Source organism: Aromatoleum petrolei (assembly GCF_017894385.1).
In the GTDB taxonomy this organism is placed as follows: domain Bacteria; phylum Pseudomonadota; class Gammaproteobacteria; order Burkholderiales; family Rhodocyclaceae; genus Aromatoleum; species Aromatoleum petrolei.
Map to the genome: position 1 here is coordinate 4,519,150 of NZ_CP059560.1, position 23,500 is coordinate 4,542,649.

Consider the following 23,500-nt stretch of genomic DNA (forward strand, 5'->3'; position numbering starts at 1 on the left):
CGGGTCGTCACCTCGCGGGGCGCTTGCCCGCCGGAGCGGCCATGCGCTCCATCATCATCTGCATCATGTCCATGCGCCGTTCCATCTGGTGCATGCGTTGGGCCATCGCCTCTGGCGATGCACCGGACGGGTCCGCGCCCATCATGCCCATGCCTCCCATCATTCCGCTCATCATCCCGCCCATCATTCCCTTGCCGCCCATTATGGCGCAGCCCATCGGCGCCCCGTCGCCGGCGGCCATCTGCTGGCCCAGCATCATGTTCTCTCGCATGGTCTGCATGTGCTGCATGTGCAGCTTCTGGTGCTCCTCGGGGGTCTTCGCCGCGGCGAGGGCGTCGAGTTGCGACTGCATCATGGCGGTGTTGTCGCGCATGCGCTGGACGGTTTGTTCCGGCGTCGCTGCGGGCGCCGGCGCAGTGGCGGCCTGTTCCGGGTGCTGGGCATCTTCGGCCCAGGCCGGCGAGGTCGTGGCGAGCGAGATGGCTGCCAGCGACAGTGCGAGGGCGGTGGTCGCCAAGGGCTTCATTATGGTTCTCCTGATGAGTGCTCGCCGCCGTTGTCGATGATCGGGCGAGGGTAGTTTCGATGATTCCATCATAGATTCCGGTGGTCGACGCGGCCCTTACGCGAGGATTACATTCCCGTCAGCAGCGGTAGAGCCTTGTGAGGGCAGGGCCTCAGCCAGTCAGTGGTCCGCTCCTGCATAAGCTCAGGAGAATTTCATCGTTCGTGGCGGTGAAACGGTCCCGTAAAGTCCGGGTGCGACGAGGCGCCGGCCTGCCTGGGGGACGGCCGGCGCGAGCTGTCGTCGTGGGCGCTGTTTTCGGCCAATGCCGACGACGATCGCCTGGTCGCGTTGGATCGGCTCGCGCGCACCGTGCATGCGCTGAACTTCATCGCTTCGGTGGGGGACGACGGTCTGCTGTTCCTGAACGTGCATGGCCGCCTGCTCGCGGCGGTCGCGGGCGACCACGGGGCTGCGTTCCGCAGGGTGATCGATGCGCTTGGTTTCCCGCCCGCACGCATCGTCATCGAGGCGCCCATCGTCGCGAGCCGGCAGGCCGACCTGTTGAACTTCGTGCTGCGGAACTACCGCGAGAACGCATTCCGCGTTGCCGTGAACGTCGAATCTGCGGCGCAATGGCGGGCGCTGTCGGAGATCGTGCCGGCGGACTTCATCAAGATCGGCGCCGCGGCATTACAGGTGGACGGCGACGCCGGCGAGGCGCTCGATGCGCTGAGGGCGCGTGCGGGATCGGCACGGGTGATCGTGACGCGGGTCGAGGACAGGGCATTGGTGAGTCCGCCGCAGGGCGCGCTCGCCCAAGGTTTTGCCTATGGCGCGCCCTTTGGCCGCCCGGCGGTGCGCTCGCCGCTGCGTTCTGCAATGCAGCGGGAAGAGAACGAGCCCGCAGTTGGGCGGATCCCGATATCCGACTGAGCCGAGGCAGTGCCGGCGCCACGAGCGAGGGCGATCGCCCTGACCATCTGAAACACTCCCGTTTCCATTCTTGCTGTATTGTGCAGTGCAGCAAGAATGTTTCCATGCGTGGAAAGGAGTGGAGCATGCTTCGCAAACGATGGTGGTCAGGCAGGCGTGGAGAGGTGCCCGCGATCAGCCTCGCGCTGCAGGGGGGTGGGGCGCATGGTGCCTACACATGGGGCGTGCTGGACAGGTTGCTGGAGGATGGCTGGAAGCTCGACGGTGTCAGCGGCACCAGCGCCGGCGCGATGAACGCCGTGGCCATGGCGCAAGGCTGGACGCGCGGCGGGCCGGAGGGCGCGCGCGAGAGCCTGGCCGCGTTCTGGGAGGCAGTTGCGGCCAGCACGCCGCTGGAGCTCGACCTGCTGCACAGCATGAACCCGAACGGCAACGGCGCGCTGCCCAATCCGCTCGGCATGATGCTGGGGATGACGCGGCTGTTGTCGCCCTACCAGTTCAATCCGCTGGAGCTGAACCCGCTTCGCGAGGTCGTGCGCGCGCAGTTCGATTTCGAGTTCCTGCGCCGCGAGTGCCGCCTGCGCCTGTTCATCGCCGCGACGCGTGTGCAGACGGGCAAGGTGCGCCTGTTCCGCACCGCCGAACTCACCGAGGACATGCTGCTGGCGTCCGCCTGCCTGCCGACCATCCACCACGCCGTCGAGATCGATGGCGAGGCCTACTGGGACGGCGGCTTTAGCGCCAATCCGGCCGTCTACCCGCTGATGTACGAGTGCGAGACGCCGGACATCCTGCTCGTGCTGCTCAATCCGCTGCGCATCTCGGCGCCGCCGCGCAGCGCCGGGGAGATCGCCGACCGCACGGTGGAGCTCGGCTTTTCGGCGACCTTCCTGCGCGAGATGCGCATGATCGCGCACGCCCGCGCCTATTTGGAGGCGGGTAGCGGTTTTCTCCCGCACGGGCGCCTCGAGCGCAAGTTGCTGGGGCTGCGCTTCCACATGATCGAGGCGCAGGAGCTGGCCGAGAGCGGCAGCGGCAGCAAGCTCAATGCGGCGCGCGCCTTCCTGCATGAACTGCGCGACCTGGGGCGCGCCCGGGCAGCGAAGTGGATCCGCACCAAGCGCCAACATGTCGGCAGCCGAGGGACGGTGAATCTTGGCGAGGTGTTCGCCTGAAATGAGAAGGCCGCCCCCGGGGCGAGGGGCGGCCTGCACTGCAAGGGTATCAGGCGCGATTGAGCGCGGTGCGCGGGAGGATGGTGGCCTCCTTGCTGCCCTTGCCTGCCAGCGCCTGCGGGGCTTCTTCATCGACCGCGGCGAGATGTGCGACCCGGGTGCGGTCGGTCAGGAAGAGGGCGGACACGAAGCCCAGCGCGGCGGCGAACATCACGTAGAACACCGGGGCGATGGTGATGCCGGTGGTGTGGATCAGCCAGGTCACGATGAACTGCGCGAAGCCGCCGAACACCATCACCGCGACGTTGTAGGCGAGCGCGAGGCCGGTCGAGCGCACGCCGGCGGGGAACTGTTCCGCCATCACCGCCGAGATCGGTCCGAAGAAGGCCGCGAGCAGGACGCACAGCACGATCTGCATAGTGATGAGGCGTTCGAACGAGGGCGCGGCATGGACCCACGAGAGCAGGGGGTAGGAGGCGACGAGCAGGCCGGCGGCGGCGAGGATGACAAGGATCTTGCGGCCGACGCGGTCGGACAGCGCGCCGAACACGGGCATCAGGATCGTCATCAGCGCAACCGCGATGACCTGCGCGCTGAAGGCGTCCGACAGCACCATGCCGAGCTGCTTAGTGGCGAAGGTCGGCATGTACACCAGGATCACGTAGAAGCCGACCGTGCCGCAGACGGTGACGCCCATGACCGCAAAGACTTCGCGCAGGTGGTTCCTGAGCATGCGGGCGATCGACTGCTTTTCCGCCGGTGCCTTGTGGGCTTCCAGGAAGGCCTCGGTTTCTTCCAGGTGGCGGCGAATCCACAGGCCGACCGGGCCGATCAGCAGGCCGATCATGAACGGGATGCGCCAGCCCCAGGCGTCGAGCGCCTCGGGCGAGAGGTTGCGCGTGATCAGCGCCGTGACACCGGCGCCGGCAAACACCGCGAGGCCTTGGCCGAACATCTGCCACGAGCCGTACAGGCCCCGCTTGTTGGGCGGGGCGCTCTCGATCAGGAAGGAGGTCGCGCTGGCGAATTCGCCACCCGTCGCGAAGCCCTGCAGCAGGCGTGCGAGCACGATCAGCAGCGGGGCGGCGACGCCGATCGCGGCGTAGGGCGGGGCGAAGGCGATCGGCGCGATCGACACGGTCATCATCGCGATGATGAGCTGCAGCGCGGCCTTGCGACCCTTGCGGTCGGCGTAGATGCCGAGCAGGATGCCGCCCACGGGGCGCATGAAGAAGCCCACGCCGAAGGTCGCGGTCGCCATCAGCAGCGAGCTGTACTCGCTTTCGGAGGGGAAGAACAGGCGCGAAATCACCACGGCGAGGAAGCCGAAGACGATGAAGTCGTACCATTCCAGCGCGTTGCCGATGACGGCTGCGACGATCTGTTTCGCGCGGGGCGCTGCGGTAGTGCTGCTCATGATGCGAGTCTCCTCTTTATGAGTCTGTGTTGTCGTTTTGTGCGGGAGCGCCCGGCGCTCAGCTGCCGAAGAAGCGGTTCGCGAGCGCTACCCAGAAGGCGGCACCCGGTGCGAGGCAGGCATCGTTGAAATCATAGTGAGGGTTGTGCACGCTGCACGGCCCGAGGTGTTCGCCGCCGGCGAAGCCGTTGTCGCCGTTGCCGATCAGCAGGTAGCAGCCGGGCACCTGCTGCAGCATGAAGGCGAAGTCCTCGCTGCCGGACAGCGGCGCGGCATTGCCGTCCACCTTTTCGTCGCCGACCAGCTCGCGCGCGACGTCCGTGGCCAGGCGGGCGTATTCGGCACTGTTGATCAGCACCGGGTAGCCGCGCTCGTAGCGGATGTCGCAGCCGACGCCGTGGGCGGCAGCCTGTCCGCGGGCCAGTTCGCAGATGCGCTGTTCCAGCCGGTCGCGCACCTCGGGCCGCAGCGCGCGCACGCTCAGTTCGAGTTCGGCGGTCTCGGGGATGACGTTGTAGGTCTTGCCCGCCGACATGCGGCCGACGCTGACCACGGCCATCTCGACCGGATCGACGCTGCGCCCGACGATGGTCTGCAGCGCCAGGACGGTCGCCGCAGCCGGCAGCGTCGGATCGATGGCCATGTGCGGCAGCGCGCCGTGCCCGCCCTTGCCGTCGAAGCGGATCAGCACCTTGTCGGACGACGCCATGAAGGGGCCGGGGCGAAAGCGGAAGTGGCCGGTCGGCACGCCTGGGTAGTTGTGCAGCGCGAAGATCGCATCGCAGGGGAAGCGCTCCAACAGGCCTTCTTCGAGCATGCGCTTCGCACCGCCGCCGCCGCCCAGCTCCTCGGCGGGCTGGAAGATCAGGTTCAGCGTGCCGCTGCCGGGCAGGCGAGCTTCGCGGTGGAGGCGTCCGAACATCTGCGCGGCGCCGAGCAGGATCGCGGTGTGGCCGTCGTGGCCGCAGGCATGCATCTTCCCGTGATTGCGGCTTGCCCAGGGCAGGCCGGTCTCCTCGTGGATCGGCAGCGCATCCATGTCGGCGCGCAGGCCGAGGCGCGGGCCGCCCTTGCCGCCGTCCTCGCCCCAGCTCAGGGTGCCGACGACGCCGGTCGTGGCGATGCCGGCGTGCACTTCGAAGCCGCATTGGGCGAGTTGGTCGGCCACCAGGCGGCTGGTCTCGAACTCGTCGAAGCCGAGCTCGGGGTGCTGGTGGATGGCACGCCGCCAGGTCTTCATGGCGGCCTCGTCGGGGAGGTGGCGATCAATGGTATTCATGGATTGATAATAGAATTTGCTAACGATCGCGGAAGGCGGTACTTTTTCCGGGGTGACAACCAAACGTGTTCACTGACCGCAATGAAGGACCATCAACTGAAGGCGCTCGTGCAGGTCGCCGATGCCGGTTCGATCCGGGCGGCGGCGCGGGCGATGCATCTCAGCCAGAGCGCGCTGACGAAGGCGCTGCGCGAACTGGAGGAGGACGTGGGGGCGGAGCTGCTGACGCGCAGCTACAAGGGCGTGGTGTTCACGCCTGCCGGTCAGGCGTTGCTGGTGCGGGCACGCCTCGCGCTCGCGACGCTGGACAAGGCGCGCGAGGAGGTGCGGATGCTGCGCGGCGGGGCGGGGGCACGCATCGCCGTGGCGCTCACGCCGCTCGTCGCGGCGACGGTGCTGCCGCGGGTGCTGGCGGAATTCCGCCGCATTCAGCCGGACGCCGCGCTGAGCCTGGAGGAGGGGCTGCTGACCAACGTGGTGCCCGGCATCATCGAAGGGCGCCTGGATTTCGCGGTGGCGCTCGCCAATGCGCAGGATCTTCCCTATGAAGTGGATTTCGAGCCGCTGGCGCAGATCCCGGCCTCGCCCGCGGGCCGCATCGGGCATCCGCTGGCCGGGGCGCGGACCTGGGCGGAGCTCAAGGGCGCGAGCTGGGTGCTGAACCTGACCGGGGCGAGCCAGGGCAGCCACCTCGTGAACTGGCTCGAGGCCAACGGCGTCGAGGTGCCGGCCAGCACCGTACGCTGTGCGTCGCCGACGCTGATGCTGGAACTCATGCGCCGCACTGATCACATCGGCTTCGGCCCGACCGTGCTGATACGCGATCCGATCTTCGGCGTCGGGCTGCAGGAGTTCGTCGTCGAACCGCTGCCGCCGCCGATGTCGCTCGGCATCCTGAGCCTGCGCGGAGTGCCGCTCAGCGTGGCCGCCCGCCCGCTTGCCGGCCTATTCGCCCGCCATCTGCGCGCCTGAAGACGGTGCCGAAGCCCCGGCTAGCGCGGCATCCGACGAGGCAAAGCTGCTTGTGATGTAGTCGGCGAGGCAACGCACCGCCTCGGTGACGCTTCCCCGCCGCTCGTACAGCCGTACGTCCAGCTGGCCCATCGCGGGGAAGCCGTCGCGCTCGCCCAGAGCCCGCACGCCCTGGGGCACGGTGCTGCCGGCGAGCAGGGTCACGCCGAGGCCGGCGCGCACCGCGGCGATGAGGCCGCTGTAGCTGGAACTCATGTAGGCGATGCGCCACGGCCGTTGCTGGCGACCGAGCATCTGCAGCACGCGGTTGCGATAGATGCACGGCGGCGGGGCGACGACCAGCGACAGCGGCCGCTGCGTGTGGCGTTCGTGGTCGGGGCTGGTGATCCACACCAGCGGCTCGGTCAGCACCTTGGAGCCGCCGCGCTCGTCGGGGTCGTCGTGCAGGGCGATGACGAGATCGAATTCGCCTTTCTCCTGCCGGGCGAGCAGGTTCTTGCTGAGGTCGCAGGTGACCTCGAGCATCACGCCCGGATGCGACTGCGCGAACTTGCCGAGGATCACCGGCAGCAGTGAGGCGGTGTATTCGTGCGGCGCGCCCAGGCGCACGCTGCCCGCGACCTTGGGCCGCCGCAGGCTGCTCACCGCCTCGTCGTTGAGCGCGAGCATGCGACGCGCGTAACTCACCAGCGTCGTCCCTTCCTCGGTGAGCTTGACGCGGTGCGTGCCACGTACGAACAGCGGTGCGTCCAGCAGCTCCTCCAGGCGCCGGATCTGCAGGCTCACGGCCGACTGGGTGCGCCCGACGATCTCGCCGGCCCGGGTGAAGCTGCCGGTTTCGACGGCCTTCACGAAGGTGCGCAGCAGCTCGGTAGGGATGTTTTGCATTGTGCACAGCCCATTTGAAACATCAATGATTTCATTTCAACTATCAAATTCGCTCATGTCAACTCATTGCTACCATGCGCCCCGTAACCTAACTTGAGTTTGTATCAATCGACACGCAACCAGGAGACACCATGAGCACGATCAAATTCACCGAAGACCACGAGTGGCTGAGCGTCGAGGGCGACGTCGCAACTGTTGGCATCACCGACTACGCCCAGAACGCACTGGGCGACATCGTTTTCGTGCAGCTGCCGGACGTCGGCGCGAGCTTTGCGGCGGGCGACGAAGCCGCGGTCATCGAATCGGTGAAGGCCGCCGGCGAACTGAAGATGCCGCTGGCCGGCACGATCGTCGAAGTCAACGCCGCGCTGGCCGACGCCCCGGCGACGGTCAATGAAGATCCGATGGGTGCGGGCTGGTTCGTCCGCGTCCGCCTCGACGATCCGTCGGCGTTCGCCGGGCTGCTCGACCAGGCCGCCTACGACAAGCTGACTGCCTGATCGACCTTCTTCCGGAGCCCAGCCCAAGCCATGAACATGAACGACACCCGCTTCCCCGCGACGCTCGACCAGCTCGAGCAGCGCGATGATTTCGTCGGCCGCCACGTCGGCCCGGATGCGACCGAAACGCAGGCGATGCTCGCCGCGCTCGGCCTCGATTCGCTCGACCAGCTCATCGACAAGGTGATCCCGGCTTCCATCCTGTCGCCCTCGCCCCTCCCTCTCCCCGAGAGCCGGACGGAAGCCGAAGCGCTCGCCATGCTGCGCGAGATCGCGGGGAAGAACCGGGTGTTCCGTTCCTTCATCGGTGCGGGCTATTACGACACCTACACGCCGGGTGTCGTGCTGCGCAACGTCCTCGAGAACCCCGCCTGGTACACGGCCTATACGCCGTACCAGCCGGAGATTTCGCAGGGCCGTCTGGAAGCGTTGCTGAACTTCCAGACCATGATCACCGACCTGACGGGCATGGAGATCGCCAATGCCTCGCTGCTCGACGAAGCGACCGCCGCGGCCGAGGCGATGACCTTCTGCCAGCGCCTGTCGAAGAACCCGGCCAAGGCCTTCTTCGTCTCGCAGGACTGCCACCCGCAGACCGTCGAGGTGGTGCGCACCCGCGCCGAGCCGCTGGGCTTCGAGGTGATCGTCGGCAACCCCGCGACCGACCTCGACCAGCATGAGTTCTTCGGCGTGCTGCTGCAGTACCCGGCGAGCACCGGCGAAGTCGTCGACTACGCCGCCATTGTCGCCGCGGCCCACGCCAAGAAGGCGCTGGTCGTCGTCGCGGCCGACCTGCTCGCGCTGACGCTGCTGAAGTCCCCGGGCGAACTCGGCGCCGACGTCGCCATCGGCACGACGCAGCGCTTCGGCATCCCGCTCGGCTTTGGCGGCCCGCACGCCGCATACTTCGCCACGCGCGACGCGCACAAGCGCGTGATGCCGGGTCGCGTTGTCGGCGTGTCGATCGACAACCACGGCAAGAAGGCCTACCGCCTCGCGATGCAGACGCGCGAACAGCACATCCGGCGCGAGAAGGCCACCTCGAACATCTGCACCGCGCAGGTGCTGCTGGCCGTGATGGCGAGCCTGTACGCCTGCTACCACGGCCCGAAGGGGCTGACGACCATCGCCCGTCGCGTGCATCGCCTGACCGCGACGCTGGCGGCCGGCCTGCGCCGCGTCGGCGCCGAAGTGGTGACGAACGCGTTCTTCGACACCATCGCCGTGCGTGTCGCCGACGCCGCTGCCGTGCATGCGGCCGCCCGCGCCAAGCAGATGAACCTGCGCGAGATCGACGCCAAGACCGTCGGCATCTCGCTCGACGAGACCTCCACCCGCTCCGACGTCGAGGCGCTGTGGGCAGTGTTCGCCAACGGTGCCGCCGTGCCCGCGTTTGCGGACGTCGAGAACCTGGCGCCCGAGGCCCTGACGGCCGGCCAGCTGCGCACCTCGGCCTTCCTGACGCACCCCGTGTTCAGCATGTACCAGTCCGAGACCAAGATGCTGCGCTACCTGCGCGCGCTGGCGGACAAGGATCTGGCGCTCGACCGCACGATGATCCCGCTGGGCTCGTGCACCATGAAGCTGAACGCCACCACCGAGATGATCCCGGTCACCTGGCGTGAGTTCGGCAGCATCCACCCGTTTGCCCCGGCCGACCAGGCCCAGGGCTATGCCCAGCTCACCGCCGAGCTGGAGCAGATGCTGTGCGCCTGCACCGGCTACGACGCCGTGTCGCTGCAGCCGAACGCCGGCTCGCAGGGTGAATACGCCGGCCTGCTGGCGATCCGTGCCTACCACGCGAGCCGCAATGAGGCGCACCGCGACGTGTGCCTGATCCCGAGCTCCGCCCACGGCACCAACCCCGCGACCGCCAACATGGCCGGCATGCGCGTGGTCGTCGTCGCCTGCGACCAAAACGGCAATGTCGATGTCGCCGACCTCAAGGCCAAGGCCGAGCAGCACAGCGACAAGCTCGCCGCCATCATGATCACCTATCCTTCGACGCACGGCGTGTTCGAGACGGCGATCCGCGAGATCACCGAGATCGTGCATTCGTTCGGCGGCCAGGTGTACATCGACGGTGCCAACATGAACGCCATGGTCGGCCTGTGCGGCCCCGGCAAGTTCGGCGGCGACGTGTCGCACCTGAACCTGCACAAGACCTTCTGCATCCCGCACGGCGGCGGCGGACCGGGCGTCGGCCCGATCGGCGTCAAGTCGCACCTCGCGCCCTTCCTTCCGGGCAGCGTCACGGGCGGCCTCAAGGGCATCGGTGCCGTGTCGGCCGCGCCCTACGGCAGCGCCAGCATCCTGCCGATCACCTGGACCTACATCACGCTGATGGGCGCCGAAGGGCTGCGCAACGCGACGGTGATGGCGATCCTCAACGCCAACTACATCGCTACGCGCCTGGATCCGCACTATCCGGTGCTGTACCGCGGCGAAAACGGCATGGTCGCGCACGAGTGCATCATCGACCTGCGCCCGCTCAAGGACGCCACCGGCGTCACCGTCGATGACGTCGCGAAGCGCCTGATCGACTTCGGCTTCCACGCGCCGACGATGTCCTTCCCGGTGCCGGGCACGCTGATGATCGAGCCGACCGAGAGCGAGTCGAAGGAAGAGCTGGACCGTTTCTGCGACGCGATGATCGCGATCCGCGAGGAGATCGCCAAGGTCGGTAGCGGCGAGTTCGACGCCAAGGACAACCCGCTGGTCAACGCCCCGCATACCGCGGAAGCGATCGCTGGGGAGTGGACGCACCCGTACAGCCGCGAACAGGCCGTGTATCCGCTCGCCAGCCTGCGTGCGAACAAGTACTGGTCGCCGGTGGGCCGGGTGGACAACGTGTATGGCGACCGCAACCTCGTGTGCGCCTGCCCGCCGATGTCCGACTACGAATAATCCACAGGAGTAGACGACATGAACGCATCACTGGTCATCACCCTGATCGGCGCTGATCGTCCCGGTCTTGTCAATGCGCTGGCCGAGTGCGCCGCCGACTGCGGTGCGAACTGGCTGGAGAGCAGCATGGCGCAGCTCGCCGGCAAGTTCGCGGGCATTGTGCGGCTGGAAATCGCAGAAGCCGATGCCGGCAAGCTCGAGGCAGCGTTGGGCGAGCTCGAAGTGGAAGGCCTGCGTCTGACGATCGAGCGGGGCGTCGCGGCCTCCGCTCCCGCGCTGCGCGTCACGAAGCTGACAGTGGTCGGTCACGACCGCCCCGGCATCGTGCGCGAGATCTCGGCCGCACTGGCGCGCCACGGCGCCAGCATCAGCAAGCTCGAAACGGCGTGCGAGAACGCCTCCTTCAGCGGCGAGCCGCTGTTCCGCGCCAGCATCGAGGTGCAGGTACCGGCGTCCGTCGAGCCGGCAAGCCTCAAGTCCGAGTTGGAAGCGCTGGCGAATGAACTGATGGTGGATCTCAACCTGGAAGGCGAGAGCTGATCAATCGCTGACGTAGCGCCACCTGCCCGCAAGGGCAGGTGCATCCACCAGGGCCGGACAACATAAGGAGCGGGCGGAACCGCCACGTTCGGCCCACTTGCGAGCAAAGAGGACGGAGACAAGGCCATGCAGGCACCTGACCGGTTATCCACACCGCTGTACCACGTCGACCCTGTCGTGCGCGGGAGCGGTCTCGGTCCGAGCTCGAGACTCGGCCGTAGCCTGCGGCAGCGTCCCTTCTTCATGTCCTTCCCGTCGCATGGCCACGGTGTGAGTGGCCGTGCCCGCAACGGCCGGCGGGGTGCCGTTCGGCCCGCTGAATACCACGTTCCGATGCACGCTTCGAATCGACTGACGATCGCTTGCGGCCTCGGCACGAACCACTGAAAACCTGTCCTGAAATTCAATCCGGAGAAACGCATGTTTGACAAGCAAATGGAGATCGCCGGCTTCGACCCTGACTTGTGGGGTGCCATCGAATCCGAGCGTCACCGCCAGGAAGATCACATCGAGCTGATCGCGTCCGAGAACTATGCCAGCCCGCGCGTGATGCAGGCGCAAGGCACGGTGCTGACCAACAAGTATGCGGAAGGCTATCCGGGCAAGCGCTATTACGGCGGCTGCGAGCACGTCGACGTGGTCGAACAGCTGGCGATCGACCGGGCGAAGCAGCTGTTCGCTGCGGATTGGGTGAACGTGCAGCCGCACTCCGGCTCGCAGGCCAACGCGGCCGTGTATTTCGCGCTGCTGCAGCCCGGTGACACCATCCTCGGCATGAGCCTCGCCCACGGCGGCCACCTCACGCACGGCGCGAAGGTGAACTTCTCCGGCAAGATCTTCAACGCCGTGCAGTACGGCGTGACCGACGACGGCGTGATCGACTACGACGCGCTTGAAGCGCTCGCCCTCGAGTGCAAGCCGAAGATGATCGTCGCCGGCTTCTCGGCCTACGCCCGCAAGCTCGACTTCCCGCGCTTCCGCGCGATCGCGGACAAGGTCGGCGCGCTGCTGTTCGTCGACATGGCCCACGTCGCCGGTCTCGTCGCCGCGGGCCTGTACCCGAGTCCGGTGCCCTTCGCCGACATCGTCACCAGCACCACGCACAAGACGTTGCGCGGTCCGCGCGGCGGCATCATCCTCGGCCGCGCGAATGCCGACATCGAGAAAAAGATCGCCTCGATGGTCTTCCCAGGCACCCAGGGCGGCCCGCTGATGCACGTCATCGCAGCCAAGGCCGTCGCCTTCAAGGAAGCGCTGGATCCGTCCTTCAAGGCCTACCAGCAGCAGGTGATCGCCAACGCGCGCGCGATGGCAGGCGTGTTCGTCGAGCGCGGCTACAAGATCGTTTCGGGCGGCACGGACGACCACCTCTTCCTGGTCGACCTGATCGCCAAGGGCATCACCGGCAAGGCTGCCGACGCAGCGCTCGGCGCGGCCCACATCACGGTGAACAAGAACACCGTGCCGAACGACCCGCAGTCGCCCTTCGTGACCAGCGGCATCCGCATCGGCACCCCGGCGGCGACCACGCGTGGCTTCGGCATTGCCGAAGTGACGGATCTGGCCGGTTGGATCTGCGACGTGTTGGACGACCTCGAGAACCCGGCGGTGATCGAGGCGGTGCGGGCGAAGGTTTCCGCGCTGTGCGCACGCTTCCCGGTCTACGGACGCTAAAAAAATTCAAAGGGGCGCAATGACGCCCCTATTGCCGCACCAGAGAGGGACGTTTTTTCAAACGACAAGGGAAGGGATTGAAGGATGACGCGCATTAGCGACATGCTCAATGAAGAGCAGCGGCACGAAGAAAAGGACCTCGAAAGAGGCCTGAAGGATCGGCACATCCAGCTCATTGCCATCGGCGGAGCGATCGGTGTCGGTCTGTTTCTCGGTTCGGCGAAGGCCATCAGCAAGGCAGGCCCCGCACTGCTCGTGACATACGCGATCGCGGGTTTGGCAATCTTCTTCATCATGCGCGCGCTGGGCGAGTTGCTGATCCACCGTCCGGTGGCGGGCTCGTTTGCGACCTACGCGGAAGAATACGTGAGCCCCTGGGCGGGCTACGTCACCGGCTGGACCTACTGGTTCACCTGGATCGTTACCGGCATGGCCGAGCTCACCGCCGTCGGCGTGTATGTGCATTACTGGTTCCCGGACGTGCCGCAGTGGATCCCGGCGCTCGTCACGCTGGTCGTGCTCTACAGCGCGAACCTGATCGCGGTGAAGGTGTTCGGCGAGATGGAGTTCTGGTTCGCGATCATCAAGGTGTTCACGATCGTCGCGATGCTGGTCATCGGCCTCGTGATCATCCTCTTCGGCGTGGGGGACCTGGGCAAGACGGCGAGTTTCTCGAACCTGTGGTCGCATGGCGGTTTCGCACCGATGGGGGTCGTGGGCGTCATCCTCACCTTGCAGATCGCGTGCTTCGCCTACACCGGCGTCGAGCTGATCGGTGTCACCGCAGGTGAGGCGCAGAACCCCGAGAAGGTGCTGCCGCACGCGACCAACAGCGTCACATACCGCATCCTGATCTTCTACATCGGTGCGCTGATCGTGCTGATGTCGCTCGTGCCCTGGAACGAACTCAACCCCAACATGAGCCCGTTCGTCACCGTGTTCGAGAAGATCGGCATCCCCGCGGCGGCCGGCATCATCAACTTCGTCGTCATCACCGCGGCGGCTTCGTCGTGCAACAGCGGCATCTTCAGTACCGGCCGCATGCTCTACACCCTGGCGCAGTTCAAGCAGGCCCCTGCCTCGCTCGCCAAGGTCAGCATGAGCCACGTGCCTGCCAATGCGATCACCCTGTCGGCGGCGGTGATGCTGGTCGGTGTCGCGCTGAACTACGTCGTGCCGGAAGAAGCCTTCGTGTATGTCACGAGCGTTGCGACCGTCGGCGCCGTGTGGACCTGGGGGATCATCGTCTGGTCGCACCTCAAGTACCGTCAGGCAGTGAAGCGGGGACTGGCAACGGCTGTGTTCTTCCGCATGCCCGGCGCGCCGGTGGCCAACTGGTTCGTGCTTGCCTTCCTGGGGCTGGTCGTCGTGTTCCTGGGAACGGACCCGGGCACCCGCGTGGCACTGTTCGTCGCACCGGTCTGGTTCGCCCTGCTGACGGTGGGCTACCTGATCTCCAAATCGCGCGCCGACCGTGGAAACGGCGTGCTCGCAGCTGAAATTTCGAGGTAATCTGCAATGGCCATCAGCGTTTTCGACCTGTTCAAGATCGGCATCGGGCCGTCGTCGTCCCACACCGTGGGGCCGATGCGTGCGGCGCAGATCTTTGCGACCGGCCTTAAGGAGTCCGGCCTGCTCGCGCGGGTCGGAAGCGTGAAGGCCGAGTTGTATGGTTCCCTGGGCGCGACCGGCAAGGGGCATGGCAGTGACAAGGCTGTGCTCCTCGGTCTCGAGGGGCAAGCGCCGGATCTTGTGGATACGGAGCTGGTGGACGGCATGCTCGCCCGCATCCGCGGCGAGCAGCGCCTTCAACTTGCCGGCGAACACCCCATCGTCTTCGTCGAGCGCGAACACCTCGTGATGCATCGTCGCCAGTCGTTGCCCTACCACCCGAACGGGATGCGCATCGTCGCCTTCGACGAGGCGGGCGAGATCCTTGCAAACAAGGTTTATTACTCCGTCGGCGGCGGTTTCGTCGTCGATGAAAGCGCGGCAGGCGCAGACCGGATCGTCGCCGACAGCACGCCGTTGGTGCATCCATTCCGAAGCGGCAATGAGCTGCTGGCGCAGTGCCAGGCGAAGAACCTGTCGATCTCCCAGTTGATGCTCGAGAACGAGCGGGCCTGGCGCACCGACGCGGAGACGCGCTCCGGTCTGCTGCGCATCTGGGACGTGATGCAACTGTGCGTGCGGCGCGGCTGCGAGAAGGAAGGGATCATGCCGGGCGGCCTGCAGGTGAAGCGCCGCGCCGCCGAAATGTACCGCAAGCTCTCCAGCGCACCCGAGGCGAGCATCCGCGACCCGCTCACGACGATGGACTGGGTGAACCTGTACGCGCTGGCCGTCAATGAAGAGAACGCCACCGGCGGACGCGTCGTCACGGCCCCGACCAACGGCGCTGCCGGCATCGTGCCGGCCGTGCTGCACTACTACAGCCGCTTCATCCCCGGTGCGAGCGAGGAGGGCGTGATCCGCTTCCTGCTCACCGCAGCGGCGATCGGCATTCTCTATAAGGAGAACGCTTCGATCTCCGGCGCCGAGGTCGGCTGCCAGGGCGAGGTCGGCGTCGCATGCTCGATGGCGGCCGGCGGACTCGCTGAAGTGCTGGGCGGAACGCCCGAGCAGGTGGAGAATGCCGCCGAGATCGGAATGGAGCACAACCTGGGCCTGACCTGCGACCCCGTCGGCGGTCTGGTCCAGGTGCCCTGCATCGAGCGCAACGCAATGGGCTCGATCAAGGCGATCAACGCCGCCCGCATGGCGCTGCGTGGCGACGGCAAGCATTTCGTCTCGCTCGACAAGGTCATCAAGACCATGCGCGAGACCGGCGCCGACATGAAGTTGAAGTACAAGGAAACCGCCCGCGGCGGCCTCGCCGTGAACGTCATCGAATGTTGATGACCCCAGACACTCAGACAAAAGGAATCATGATGAGCGACATCCACTCCGACGCACCGCTGCTGCGCACGCCCCTGTACGACCTGCACGTCTCCCTCGGCGCCAAGATGGTGCCCTTCGCGGGCTACGAGATGCCGGTGCAGTACCCGAGCGGGATCATCAAGGAACACACGCACACCCGCACCCAGGCTGGTCTGTTCGACGTGTCGCACATGGGCCAGGTCTTCCTGGTCGGCCCCGAGGCCGCCGCGGCGCTGGAAACCCTGGTGCCGGTCGATATCATCGACCTGCCGCAGGGCATGCAGCGTTACGCACTGTTCACCAACGAGACCGGCGGCGTCATGGACGACCTGATGGTCGCGAACTTCGGCGACCGCCTGTTCGTGGTGGTGAACGCCGCGTGCAAGGCGCAGGACATCGCGCACATGCAGAAGCACCTGTCCGGCCGTTGCAAGGTCGAGGTGCTCGATGACCGCGCACTGCTCGCGCTGCAAGGCCCGGCCGCCGCCACCGTGCTGGCCCGCCTCGCGCCCGAAGTCGCCAAGATGGTGTTCATGAACAGCATCACCGTGAACCTCCTCGGCGTGTCGTGCTACGTCAGCCGTTCCGGCTACACCGGCGAAGACGGGTACGAGATATCGGTGCCCGCCGACAAGGCCGAAGCCCTGGCGCGCGAGCTGCTGAGCCACCCCGAAGTCGCCCCGATCGGTCTCGGTGCGCGCGACTCGCTGCGCCTCGAAGCCGGGCTGTGCCTGTACGGCCACGACCTCGACGTGAACACCTCGCCGGTCGAAAGCAGCCTGCTGTGGGCGCTGTCCAAGCCCCGCCGTGCCGACGGCGCGCGTGCGGGCGGCTACCCCGGCGCCGACGTGATCCTCGGCCACATCGCCAACGGCGTGTCGCGCAAGCGCGTCGGCCTGCGTCCGAACGCCCGCGTGCCGGTGCGTGAAGGCGCGGAGATCGTCGACGCCAGCGGCAAGAAGGTCGGCATCGTCACCAGCGGCGGCTTCGGCCCGACGCTGGAAGCGCCCGTCGCGATGGGCTACGTCGAAACCGCCCTGGCCAAGGTCGGCACCCAGCTCTCCGCGATCGTTCGCGGCAAGCCGGTTCCGGTCGAAGTCGCCAGCACCCCCTTCGTGCCGCAGCGCTACTACCGCGGCTGATGTAAGGGGCGGTCCGGCTCTCGATCGCACCAATCACTCCACCCGTTCGGGCTGAGCCAGTCGATGTTCCGTGAGGATCTTCGGCGGGCTCGGCACGTGCGGAAATCTGGATCGCGATCCCGAGAGCCGGGTCGCCCGCCGGAGCCTCACCCATGCAGAACGCAAGCACCCCCACCCCGCAGGCCGGAATCAAGCAGCGCGGCGCCGACAAGACCGCGCGCATCCCGGTCAAGATCGTCCCGATCATGCCGGCCGAGCAGCTGCGCAAGCCAGAATGGATCCGCGCGGCCTTCCGGGGCACGAAGAGCGTGCGCCAGCTCACCGGCACGCTGCGTGAGAACCGCCTGCACACCGTGTGTGAGGAGGCCAACTGCCCGAACCTGGGCGAGTGCTTCAACCACGGCACGGCGACCTTCATGATCATGGGGGCGATCTGCACGCGGCGCTGCCCGTTCTGCGACGTGGGCCACGGCCGCCCGCTGCCGCTGGACCCGGAAGAACCGAAGAACCTCGCGCAGACCGTAGCCGGGATGCGCCTGAAATACGTCGTGATCACGTCCGTCGACCGCGATGACCTGCGCGACGGCGGTGCCCAGCACTTTGCCGACTGCATCCGCGAGACGCGCGACGCCAACCCCGGCATCACCGTCGAAGTGCTGACGCCGGACTTCCGTGGCCGCGTGGACCTCGCGCTCGATGTGCTGACCGCCGAGCCGCCCGACGTCTTCAACCACAACATCGAGACCGTGCCGCGCCTTTACCGCGAGGTGCGCCCCGGTGCCGATTACGAGCACTCGCTGGATCTCCTCGCGGCCTTCAAGGAGCGCCACTCGAATGTCGCGACCAAGTCCGGCCTGATGCTGGGCGTGGGTGAGACGCGCGAGGAGATCGAAGCGACGCTCGCCGACCTGCGCGCACACAAGGTCGACATGGTCACGATCGGCCAGTACCTGCAGCCCAGCCTGCACCACCTGCCGGTGCGCCGCTACGTGACGCCGGCCGAATTCGGCGAGCTGCGCGTCGTCGGCGAGAAGCTGGGCTTCCGCCACGTCGCCTCCGGCCCGATGGTGCGTTCCTCCTACCACGCCGACCTGCAGGCGCGCGGCGTGATCGGGGGGTAAGGCGATGAATGCGATCTGGAGCGTGAAGATCGAACGCCTCGAGACCCGCCTCGCGGTGGGCATCTACGAGGATGAACAGGAGCCGCAGCCGGTGTGGGTCTCCGTGACCCTGACGGGCCTCGCGCCCGCCGTGCCGGACGACCTCGACGGCTGCCTCGACTACGAGCCGCTGTGCCGCTGGCTCGCGACCGAATGGCCGCGCACGCCGCACACCCCGCTGCTGGAAACGCGCGTGAACGAAATTTTTGATTTCGCCTTCGGCCTCGACCCGCGTGTGCAGGAGGTGTCGGTCGGCCTCTACAAGCAGCGCGTCAGCCGCTACGCGACGGCGATCGGCATCGAGCGCACGACGAATCGTGGCGAGCACCAGCGCGCGACGGAGTTGCGGCGGCGCAAGCAGCCGGTGGAACTTGTCGTGGCCGCTTCGGGGCACCCCGAAGTCCGAGCGCTGGCGGCGGGCGGGGCGCGCTGAAGGTCATGACGAGCCTGCGCTTCGACTTCCCGGCGGACGCCACGGGCGTTGATGCGCCCTTGCACTTCGCTGCGCCGCGCGAGCAACTCGTCGCGCGCGAGCCGCAGGACGTGCGTGCGGTGCTGGCCCGTGCCGACGTGCTGGCTCGCGCCGGCGCGTGGGTCGCGGGCTTCGTCTGCTACGAGGCGGGCTCCGCCTTCGACCCCGCCTTCCGCTTCCGTCAGCGTCCGGCCTTGCCGCTGGCCTGGTTCGGGGTGTTCGACGGACCGGCGGACACGGTCGAGCCCCCGCGTGCGGCGGCGCGTTGCGACGACTGGCAGCCGGGTGTCGAGCGCGACCGCTATGACGTCGACATCGGCCGCATCCTCGACCACATCCGTGCCGGCGACGTGTACCAGATCAATCACACGATCCGCCTGCACGGCCGCTACGACGGCGACCATCGCGCGCTCTACGAGCACCTGCGTGCGGGTCAGCCGACGGGCTACTGCGCGCTGCTCGACCTCGGGCGCCACCGCATCCTGTCCTTGTCGCCGGAGCTCTTCTTCCGCCGCGATGGCGAACGCCTGATCTCGAAACCGATGAAGGGCACGCTCGCGCGAGGCAGCAACGCGGAGCAGGACGCCCGGCATGCCGAAGTGCTGGCCGCTTCCGAGAAGAACCGCGCCGAGAATCTGATGATCGTGGATCTCATCCGCAACGACATGTCGCGGGTCGCGCGCCCCCACAGCGTGCGCGTGCCGCACCTTTTCTCCGTCGAGACCTATCCGACCGTGTTCCAGATGACCTCGACGGTGGCGGCCGAGCTGCGCCCGGAAGCGGATCTGGCGGACATCTTCGCCGCGCTCTTTCCCTGCGGCTCGATCACCGGCGCGCCCAAGATCAAGGCGATGGAGATCATCGCCGGGCTCGAGGCCGAACCGCGTGGCATCTACTGTGGTGCGATCGGTCTGCTGAAACCGGGCGGCGACGCGATCTTCAACGTCGCGATCCGCACACTGGCGCTGGACGGCCTTACCGGCCGCGCGGAATACGGCGTCGGCGGCGGCATCACGGCCGACTCGGTCGCGCACGACGAATACGAGGAGATGCGCGCCAAGGCCCGCATCCTGCGGTGTGCCGCATGAACAGGGCCGCAACGGGCAGGGCTGGTCGAAACGATATTTCGCCGCAGGCTGAATACCGCAAGAACATGTCGCATACCGAACATCGAAGCAGGGGCATACGGCTTTAAATTCCCGAAGGGTCGCGGCCATCACGACGGCCGTGTTCGGCATCCGACATACTCGTCAGTCACTACAATCAGTTAGACATGCCAGAAGGGCAGGGCAGGGACATGAAACCGATCAAGAGCATCCTCGTCGCCAACCGTGGCGAAATCGCGATCCGCGTCTTCCGCGCCGCGAGCGAGATGGGCATCCGCACGGTGGCGATCTACGCCAACGAGGACCGCTTCGCGCTGCACCGCTTCAAGGCCGACGAGTCCTACCTCGTGGGGAACGGCCAGAAGCCGATCGCCGCCTATCTCGATATCGCCGACATCATCCGCGTCGCCAAGGACGCCGGCGTCGATGCCATCCACCCCGGCTACGGTTTCCTGTCCGAGAACCCCGAATTCGCCGAAGCCTGCGCCGCCGCCGGCGTCGCCTTCATCGGCCCGCAGCCGCAGGTGATGAGGGACCTCGGCAACAAGGTCGCCGCACGCAACTTGGCGGTTGCTGCCGGCGTCCCGGTCGTGCCTGCCACCGGCGCACTGCCGAACGATCTCGACGAGATCAAGCGCCTCGCGCGCGAAGTCGGCTACCCCCTGATGCTCAAGGCGAGCTGGGGCGGCGGCGGTCGCGGCATGCGCGCGATCGAGAACGAGGAGGAGCTCCCCGGCCTGCTGGACGTCGCTCGCCGCGAGGCGCTCGCCGCCTTCGGCAACGACGAGGTGTATCTGGAGAAACTCGTGCGCCGCGCCCGCCACGTCGAAGTGCAGGTGCTGGGCGACACCCACGGCAATCTGGTGCACCTCTTTGAGCGCGACTGCTCGGTGCAGCGTCGCAACCAGAAGGTCGTCGAGCGTGCCCCCGCCCCGTATCTGGACGACGCGCGCCGCACCGAACTGTGCGAGTCCGCGCTGAAGCTATGCCGTGCCGCGCATTACACCCATGCCGGCACCGTCGAATTCCTCATGGACGCCGATACCGGCGCCTTCTACTTCATCGAAGTGAATCCGCGGATTCAGGTCGAGCACACCGTCACCGAGCAGGTCACCGGCGTCGACATCGTCAAGGCGCAGATCCGCGTCACCGAAGGCGCGCGCATCGGTGCGGCCGACGCCTACCTGCCGGCGCAATCCGACATCCGCCTCAACGGCCACGCGCTGCAGTGCCGCGTTACCACCGAAGACCCCGAGAACAACTTCACCCCCGACTACGGCCGCATCACCGCCTACCGCAGCGCTGCGGGCTTCGGCCTGCGTCTCGACGGTGGCACCGCCTATTCGGGCGCGGTCATCACCCCGTTCTACGACTCGCTGCTGGTGAAGGTCACCGCCTGGGGCCACAGTCCGGATGAGGCCATCGCGCGCATGGACCGCGGTCTGCGCGAGTTCCGCATCCGCGGCGTGTCGTCGAACCTGCAGTTCCTCGAGAACGTCATCGCGCATCCGCTGTTCAAGTCCGGCGAATGCACGACGCGCTTCATCGACACCACGCCCGAACTCTTCCGCTTCCAGAAGCGCCAGGATCGCGCGACCAAGCTGCTGAAATTCCTCGGCGAAGTCAGCGTCAACGGCAATCCCGAGATGGCCGGCCGCCAGGCCCCCAAGCTCCCGCTCGCCAAGCCGATCAAGCCGGTCGTCGACCTCGCCGTGCCCCCGCCCGCGGGCACGCGCGATCGCCTCAAGGAACTCGGCCCCCAGCGGTTCGCCGAGTGGATGAAGAGCGAGCGTCGGGTGCTGCTCACCGACACCACGATGCGCGACGCGCACCAGTCGCTCTTCGCCACCCGTATGCGCACGCGCGACATGCTCGAGATCGCGCCGCACTACGCGCGCCTCGTGCCCGAGCTCTTCTCGCTCGAATGCTGGGGCGGGGCGACCTTCGACGTGGCACTCCGCTTCCTCAAGGAAGACCCGTGGGAGCGCCTCGCGCGCCTGCGCCAGGCTGTGCCCAACGTGCTGTTCCAGATGCTCCTGCGCGCCTCGAACGCCGTCGGCTACACCAACTACTCCGACAACGTCGTGCGCTACTTCGTGCAGCAGGCGGCGAAGGAGGGCGTGGACGTCTTCCGCGTGTTCGATTCGCTCAACTGGATCGACAACATGCGCGTCGCGATGGATGCCGTGAATGAAGCGGGCGCGCTGTGCGAAGGCACGATCTGCTACACCGGCGACCTCTTCGACACGAGCCGCCCGAAGTACAACCTGAAGTACTACGTCGATCTCGCCAAGCAGCTCGAAAAGGCCGGCGCCCACATCCTGGGCATCAAGGACATGGCCGGCGTGTGCAAGCCGCGCGCCGCCAAGGCCCTCGTCAAGGCGTTGAAGGAAGAAGTGGGCCTCCCGATCCACTTCCACACCCACGACACCTCGGGCATTGCCGCCGCGAGCGTGCTCGCCGCGATTGAAGCGGGGGTGGATGCCGTCGATGGCGCGATGGACGCCATGAGCGGTCTCACCTCACAACCGAACCTCGGTTCCATCGCCGCGGCGCTCGCCGGTTCCGAACGCGACACCGGCCTCGATCTCGACGCGATGCAGTCGCTGTCGCACTACTGGGAAGGCGTGCGCCGCGCCTACGCCCCCTTCGAGGCCGACATCCGCTGCGGCACCTCCGACGTGTACAAGCACGAGATGCCCGGCGGTCAATACACCAACCTGAGGGAACAGGCCCGCGCGATGGGCCTGGAACACCGCTGGCCGGAGGTCTCGCAGGCCTACGCCGACGTGAACCAGCTCTTCGGCGACATCGTGAAAGTCACGCCGACCTCGAAAGTCGTCGGCGACATGGCGCTCTTCATGGTCGCCAACGACCTCACGCCCGAGGAAGTGCGCGACCCCGGCAAGGAAATCGCCTTCCCCGAGTCGGTGATCTCGCTCTTCCGCGGCGAACTGGGCTTTCCGCCCGACGGCTTCCCCAAGGAACTGGAACGCAAGGTCCTCAAAGGCGGCGACCCCCTCAAGGGCCGTGCCGGCGACTTCCTGCCCGCGGTCGACCTCGACGCCGCGCGTGCCGAAGCGCAAAGCGCCACCGGCCGCCAGATCTCCGACACCGACCTCGCCTCCTGGCTGATGTACCCCAAGGTCTTCAAGGACTACGCCGCGCACCACGCGTGCTACGGCGATGTCTCGCTGCTGCCCACGCCGGTGTTCTTCTACGGCCTCAAGGACCGCGAAGAGATCAGCGTCGACATCGAGCGCGGCAAGAGCCTCATCGTGCGCCAGACTGGCAGCAGCGACACGCCGGACGAGGAGGGGCGTGTCAAAGTCTTCTTCGAGCTCAACGGCCAGCCGCGCCTGCAGCGCATCCCGAAAGCGGGGGCCGCCCCCACCGGACGCCGCCACCCGAAGATGGACGAGGCGAACCCCAATCACGTCGGCGCGCCGATGCCGGGCGCGGTCGTCACCGTCGCGGTGCACGCCGGCCAGAAGATCGCCAAGGGCACGCCGCTCGTCTCGATCGAGGCGATGAAGATGGAAACGGCGCTCACCGCCGAGCGCGACGGCGTCGTGAAAGCCGTGTTCGTGAAGCCCGGTGACAAGGTCGCGGCGAAGGATCTGCTGGTCGAGCTGCAATAGCCGCCGGCGCACAGTGTTCTCCCCCTTCTCTCCAGAGGGGTCTTGCAGGTCCGGGTCATGGTGCCCGGACTTTTTTTTGCGCGTCGGCGGCGTGCGTGATCGTGCTGTCGTCGATGATTGCCCGGACCCGTAGTGCAAGAGCGGCGCAGCGTATCCCGCCAAGTCGCGCTCAAGCGCATCCGGTCAGCTGAAGCGGCGATGCGATGCCGGTGGAAGGCCGTCCATGGATTAGTATTCCCCCCACTGCCATCACCACGTTGCGAGGAG

General features: G+C 67.0%; 18 protein-coding genes. 14 read left to right on the forward strand and 4 right to left on the reverse strand.

Translation table 11 applies throughout. From position 1 onward, the window contains the following. Positions 1-7 precede the first annotated feature (7 nt). On the reverse strand, positions 8-526 hold the full coding sequence (locus ToN1_RS20695) for a hypothetical protein (RefSeq protein WP_169206448.1): 519 nt from the start codon (positions 524-526) through the stop codon (positions 8-10). A gap of 330 nt (positions 527-856) precedes the next feature. Between ToN1_RS20695 and ToN1_RS20700 the strand changes: the two genes are divergently transcribed. Beyond that, a complete protein-coding gene (locus ToN1_RS20700) occupies positions 857-1,441 on the forward strand; it encodes a YuxH family protein (RefSeq protein ID WP_210147879.1) in 585 nt (194 codons plus the stop codon). Between the two features lie 125 nt (positions 1,442-1,566). Next, a complete protein-coding gene (locus ToN1_RS20705) occupies positions 1,567-2,616 on the forward strand; it encodes a patatin-like phospholipase family protein (protein WP_169206447.1) in 1,050 nt (349 codons plus the stop codon). Between the two features lie 49 nt (positions 2,617-2,665). Here ToN1_RS20705 and ToN1_RS20710 read toward each other — a convergent pair whose 3' ends face one another. Beyond that, on the reverse strand, positions 2,666-4,033 hold the full coding sequence (locus ToN1_RS20710) for an MFS transporter (protein WP_169206446.1): 1,368 nt from the start codon (positions 4,031-4,033) through the stop codon (positions 2,666-2,668). A gap of 58 nt (positions 4,034-4,091) precedes the next feature. After that, positions 4,092-5,312, reverse strand: a complete 1,221-nt coding sequence (locus ToN1_RS20715; protein ID WP_244860844.1) for a M20 aminoacylase family protein — start codon at positions 5,310-5,312, stop codon at positions 4,092-4,094. An 81-nt stretch (positions 5,313-5,393) separates the two neighbouring features. Here ToN1_RS20715 and ToN1_RS20720 point away from each other — a divergent pair, with 81 nt between their 5' ends. Further along, positions 5,394-6,284: a LysR substrate-binding domain-containing protein gene (locus ToN1_RS20720; protein WP_169206445.1), complete on the forward strand. Its 891-nt coding sequence runs from the start codon at positions 5,394-5,396 to the stop codon at positions 6,282-6,284. Here the strand turns inward: ToN1_RS20720 and ToN1_RS20725 are convergent. Next, the gene (locus ToN1_RS20725) at positions 6,258-7,172 is read right to left on the reverse strand and encodes a LysR substrate-binding domain-containing protein (RefSeq protein ID WP_169206444.1); all 915 of its coding nucleotides are present in this window, start codon (positions 7,170-7,172) and stop codon (positions 6,258-6,260) included. The genes ToN1_RS20720 and ToN1_RS20725 overlap by 27 nt on opposite strands. A 131-nt stretch (positions 7,173-7,303) precedes the next feature. On the opposite strand from ToN1_RS20725, the gene gcvH reads away from it, so the two are divergent. From gcvH to ToN1_RS20780, 11 genes are all read left to right on the forward strand, one after another. Then, on the forward strand, positions 7,304-7,672 hold the full coding sequence (gene gcvH / locus ToN1_RS20730; protein WP_169206443.1) for a glycine cleavage system protein GcvH: 369 nt from the start codon (positions 7,304-7,306) through the stop codon (positions 7,670-7,672). Between the two features lie 30 nt (positions 7,673-7,702). Next, entirely contained in the window at positions 7,703-10,579 is a 2,877-nt protein-coding gene (gene gcvP / locus ToN1_RS20735; RefSeq protein ID WP_169206442.1) for an aminomethyl-transferring glycine dehydrogenase, read from the forward strand. Between the two features lie 18 nt (positions 10,580-10,597). Further along, complete coding sequence (locus ToN1_RS20740) at positions 10,598-11,119, forward strand: glycine cleavage system transcriptional repressor (RefSeq protein ID WP_169206441.1); 522 nt, start codon at positions 10,598-10,600, stop codon at positions 11,117-11,119. A gap of 420 nt (positions 11,120-11,539) precedes the next feature. Then, positions 11,540-12,793 carry a serine hydroxymethyltransferase gene (glyA, locus tag ToN1_RS20745; RefSeq protein WP_169206440.1) on the forward strand — a complete coding sequence of 418 codons (1,254 nt, stop codon included), beginning with the start codon at positions 11,540-11,542 and terminating at the stop codon, positions 12,791-12,793. A gap of 84 nt (positions 12,794-12,877) precedes the next feature. Further along, the gene (locus tag ToN1_RS20750) at positions 12,878-14,305 is read left to right on the forward strand and encodes an amino acid permease (protein ID WP_169206439.1); all 1,428 of its coding nucleotides are present in this window, start codon (positions 12,878-12,880) and stop codon (positions 14,303-14,305) included. A 6-nt stretch (positions 14,306-14,311) separates the two neighbouring features. After that, positions 14,312-15,691: an L-serine ammonia-lyase gene (locus ToN1_RS20755; RefSeq protein ID WP_169206438.1), complete on the forward strand. Its 1,380-nt coding sequence runs from the start codon at positions 14,312-14,314 to the stop codon at positions 15,689-15,691. 32 nt (positions 15,692-15,723) lie between these two features. Continuing rightward, positions 15,724-16,854, forward strand: a complete 1,131-nt coding sequence (gene gcvT, locus ToN1_RS20760) for a glycine cleavage system aminomethyltransferase GcvT (RefSeq protein ID WP_169206437.1) — start codon at positions 15,724-15,726, stop codon at positions 16,852-16,854. 152 nt (positions 16,855-17,006) lie between these two features. Further along, the gene (gene lipA / locus ToN1_RS20765) at positions 17,007-17,975 is read left to right on the forward strand and encodes a lipoyl synthase (protein WP_169206436.1); all 969 of its coding nucleotides are present in this window, start codon (positions 17,007-17,009) and stop codon (positions 17,973-17,975) included. A 4-nt stretch (positions 17,976-17,979) separates the two neighbouring features. Further along, the gene (locus ToN1_RS20770; protein WP_169206435.1) at positions 17,980-18,447 is read left to right on the forward strand and encodes a dihydroneopterin aldolase; all 468 of its coding nucleotides are present in this window, start codon (positions 17,980-17,982) and stop codon (positions 18,445-18,447) included. 5 nt (positions 18,448-18,452) lie between these two features. Then, positions 18,453-19,574 carry an aminodeoxychorismate synthase component I gene (gene pabB, locus ToN1_RS20775; protein ID WP_169206434.1) on the forward strand — a complete coding sequence of 374 codons (1,122 nt, stop codon included), beginning with the start codon at positions 18,453-18,455 and terminating at the stop codon, positions 19,572-19,574. Positions 19,575-19,783: 209 nt separating this feature from the next. Continuing rightward, the gene (locus ToN1_RS20780; protein WP_169206433.1) at positions 19,784-23,233 is read left to right on the forward strand and encodes a pyruvate carboxylase; all 3,450 of its coding nucleotides are present in this window, start codon (positions 19,784-19,786) and stop codon (positions 23,231-23,233) included. The last annotated feature ends 267 nt before the right edge of the window (positions 23,234-23,500 follow it).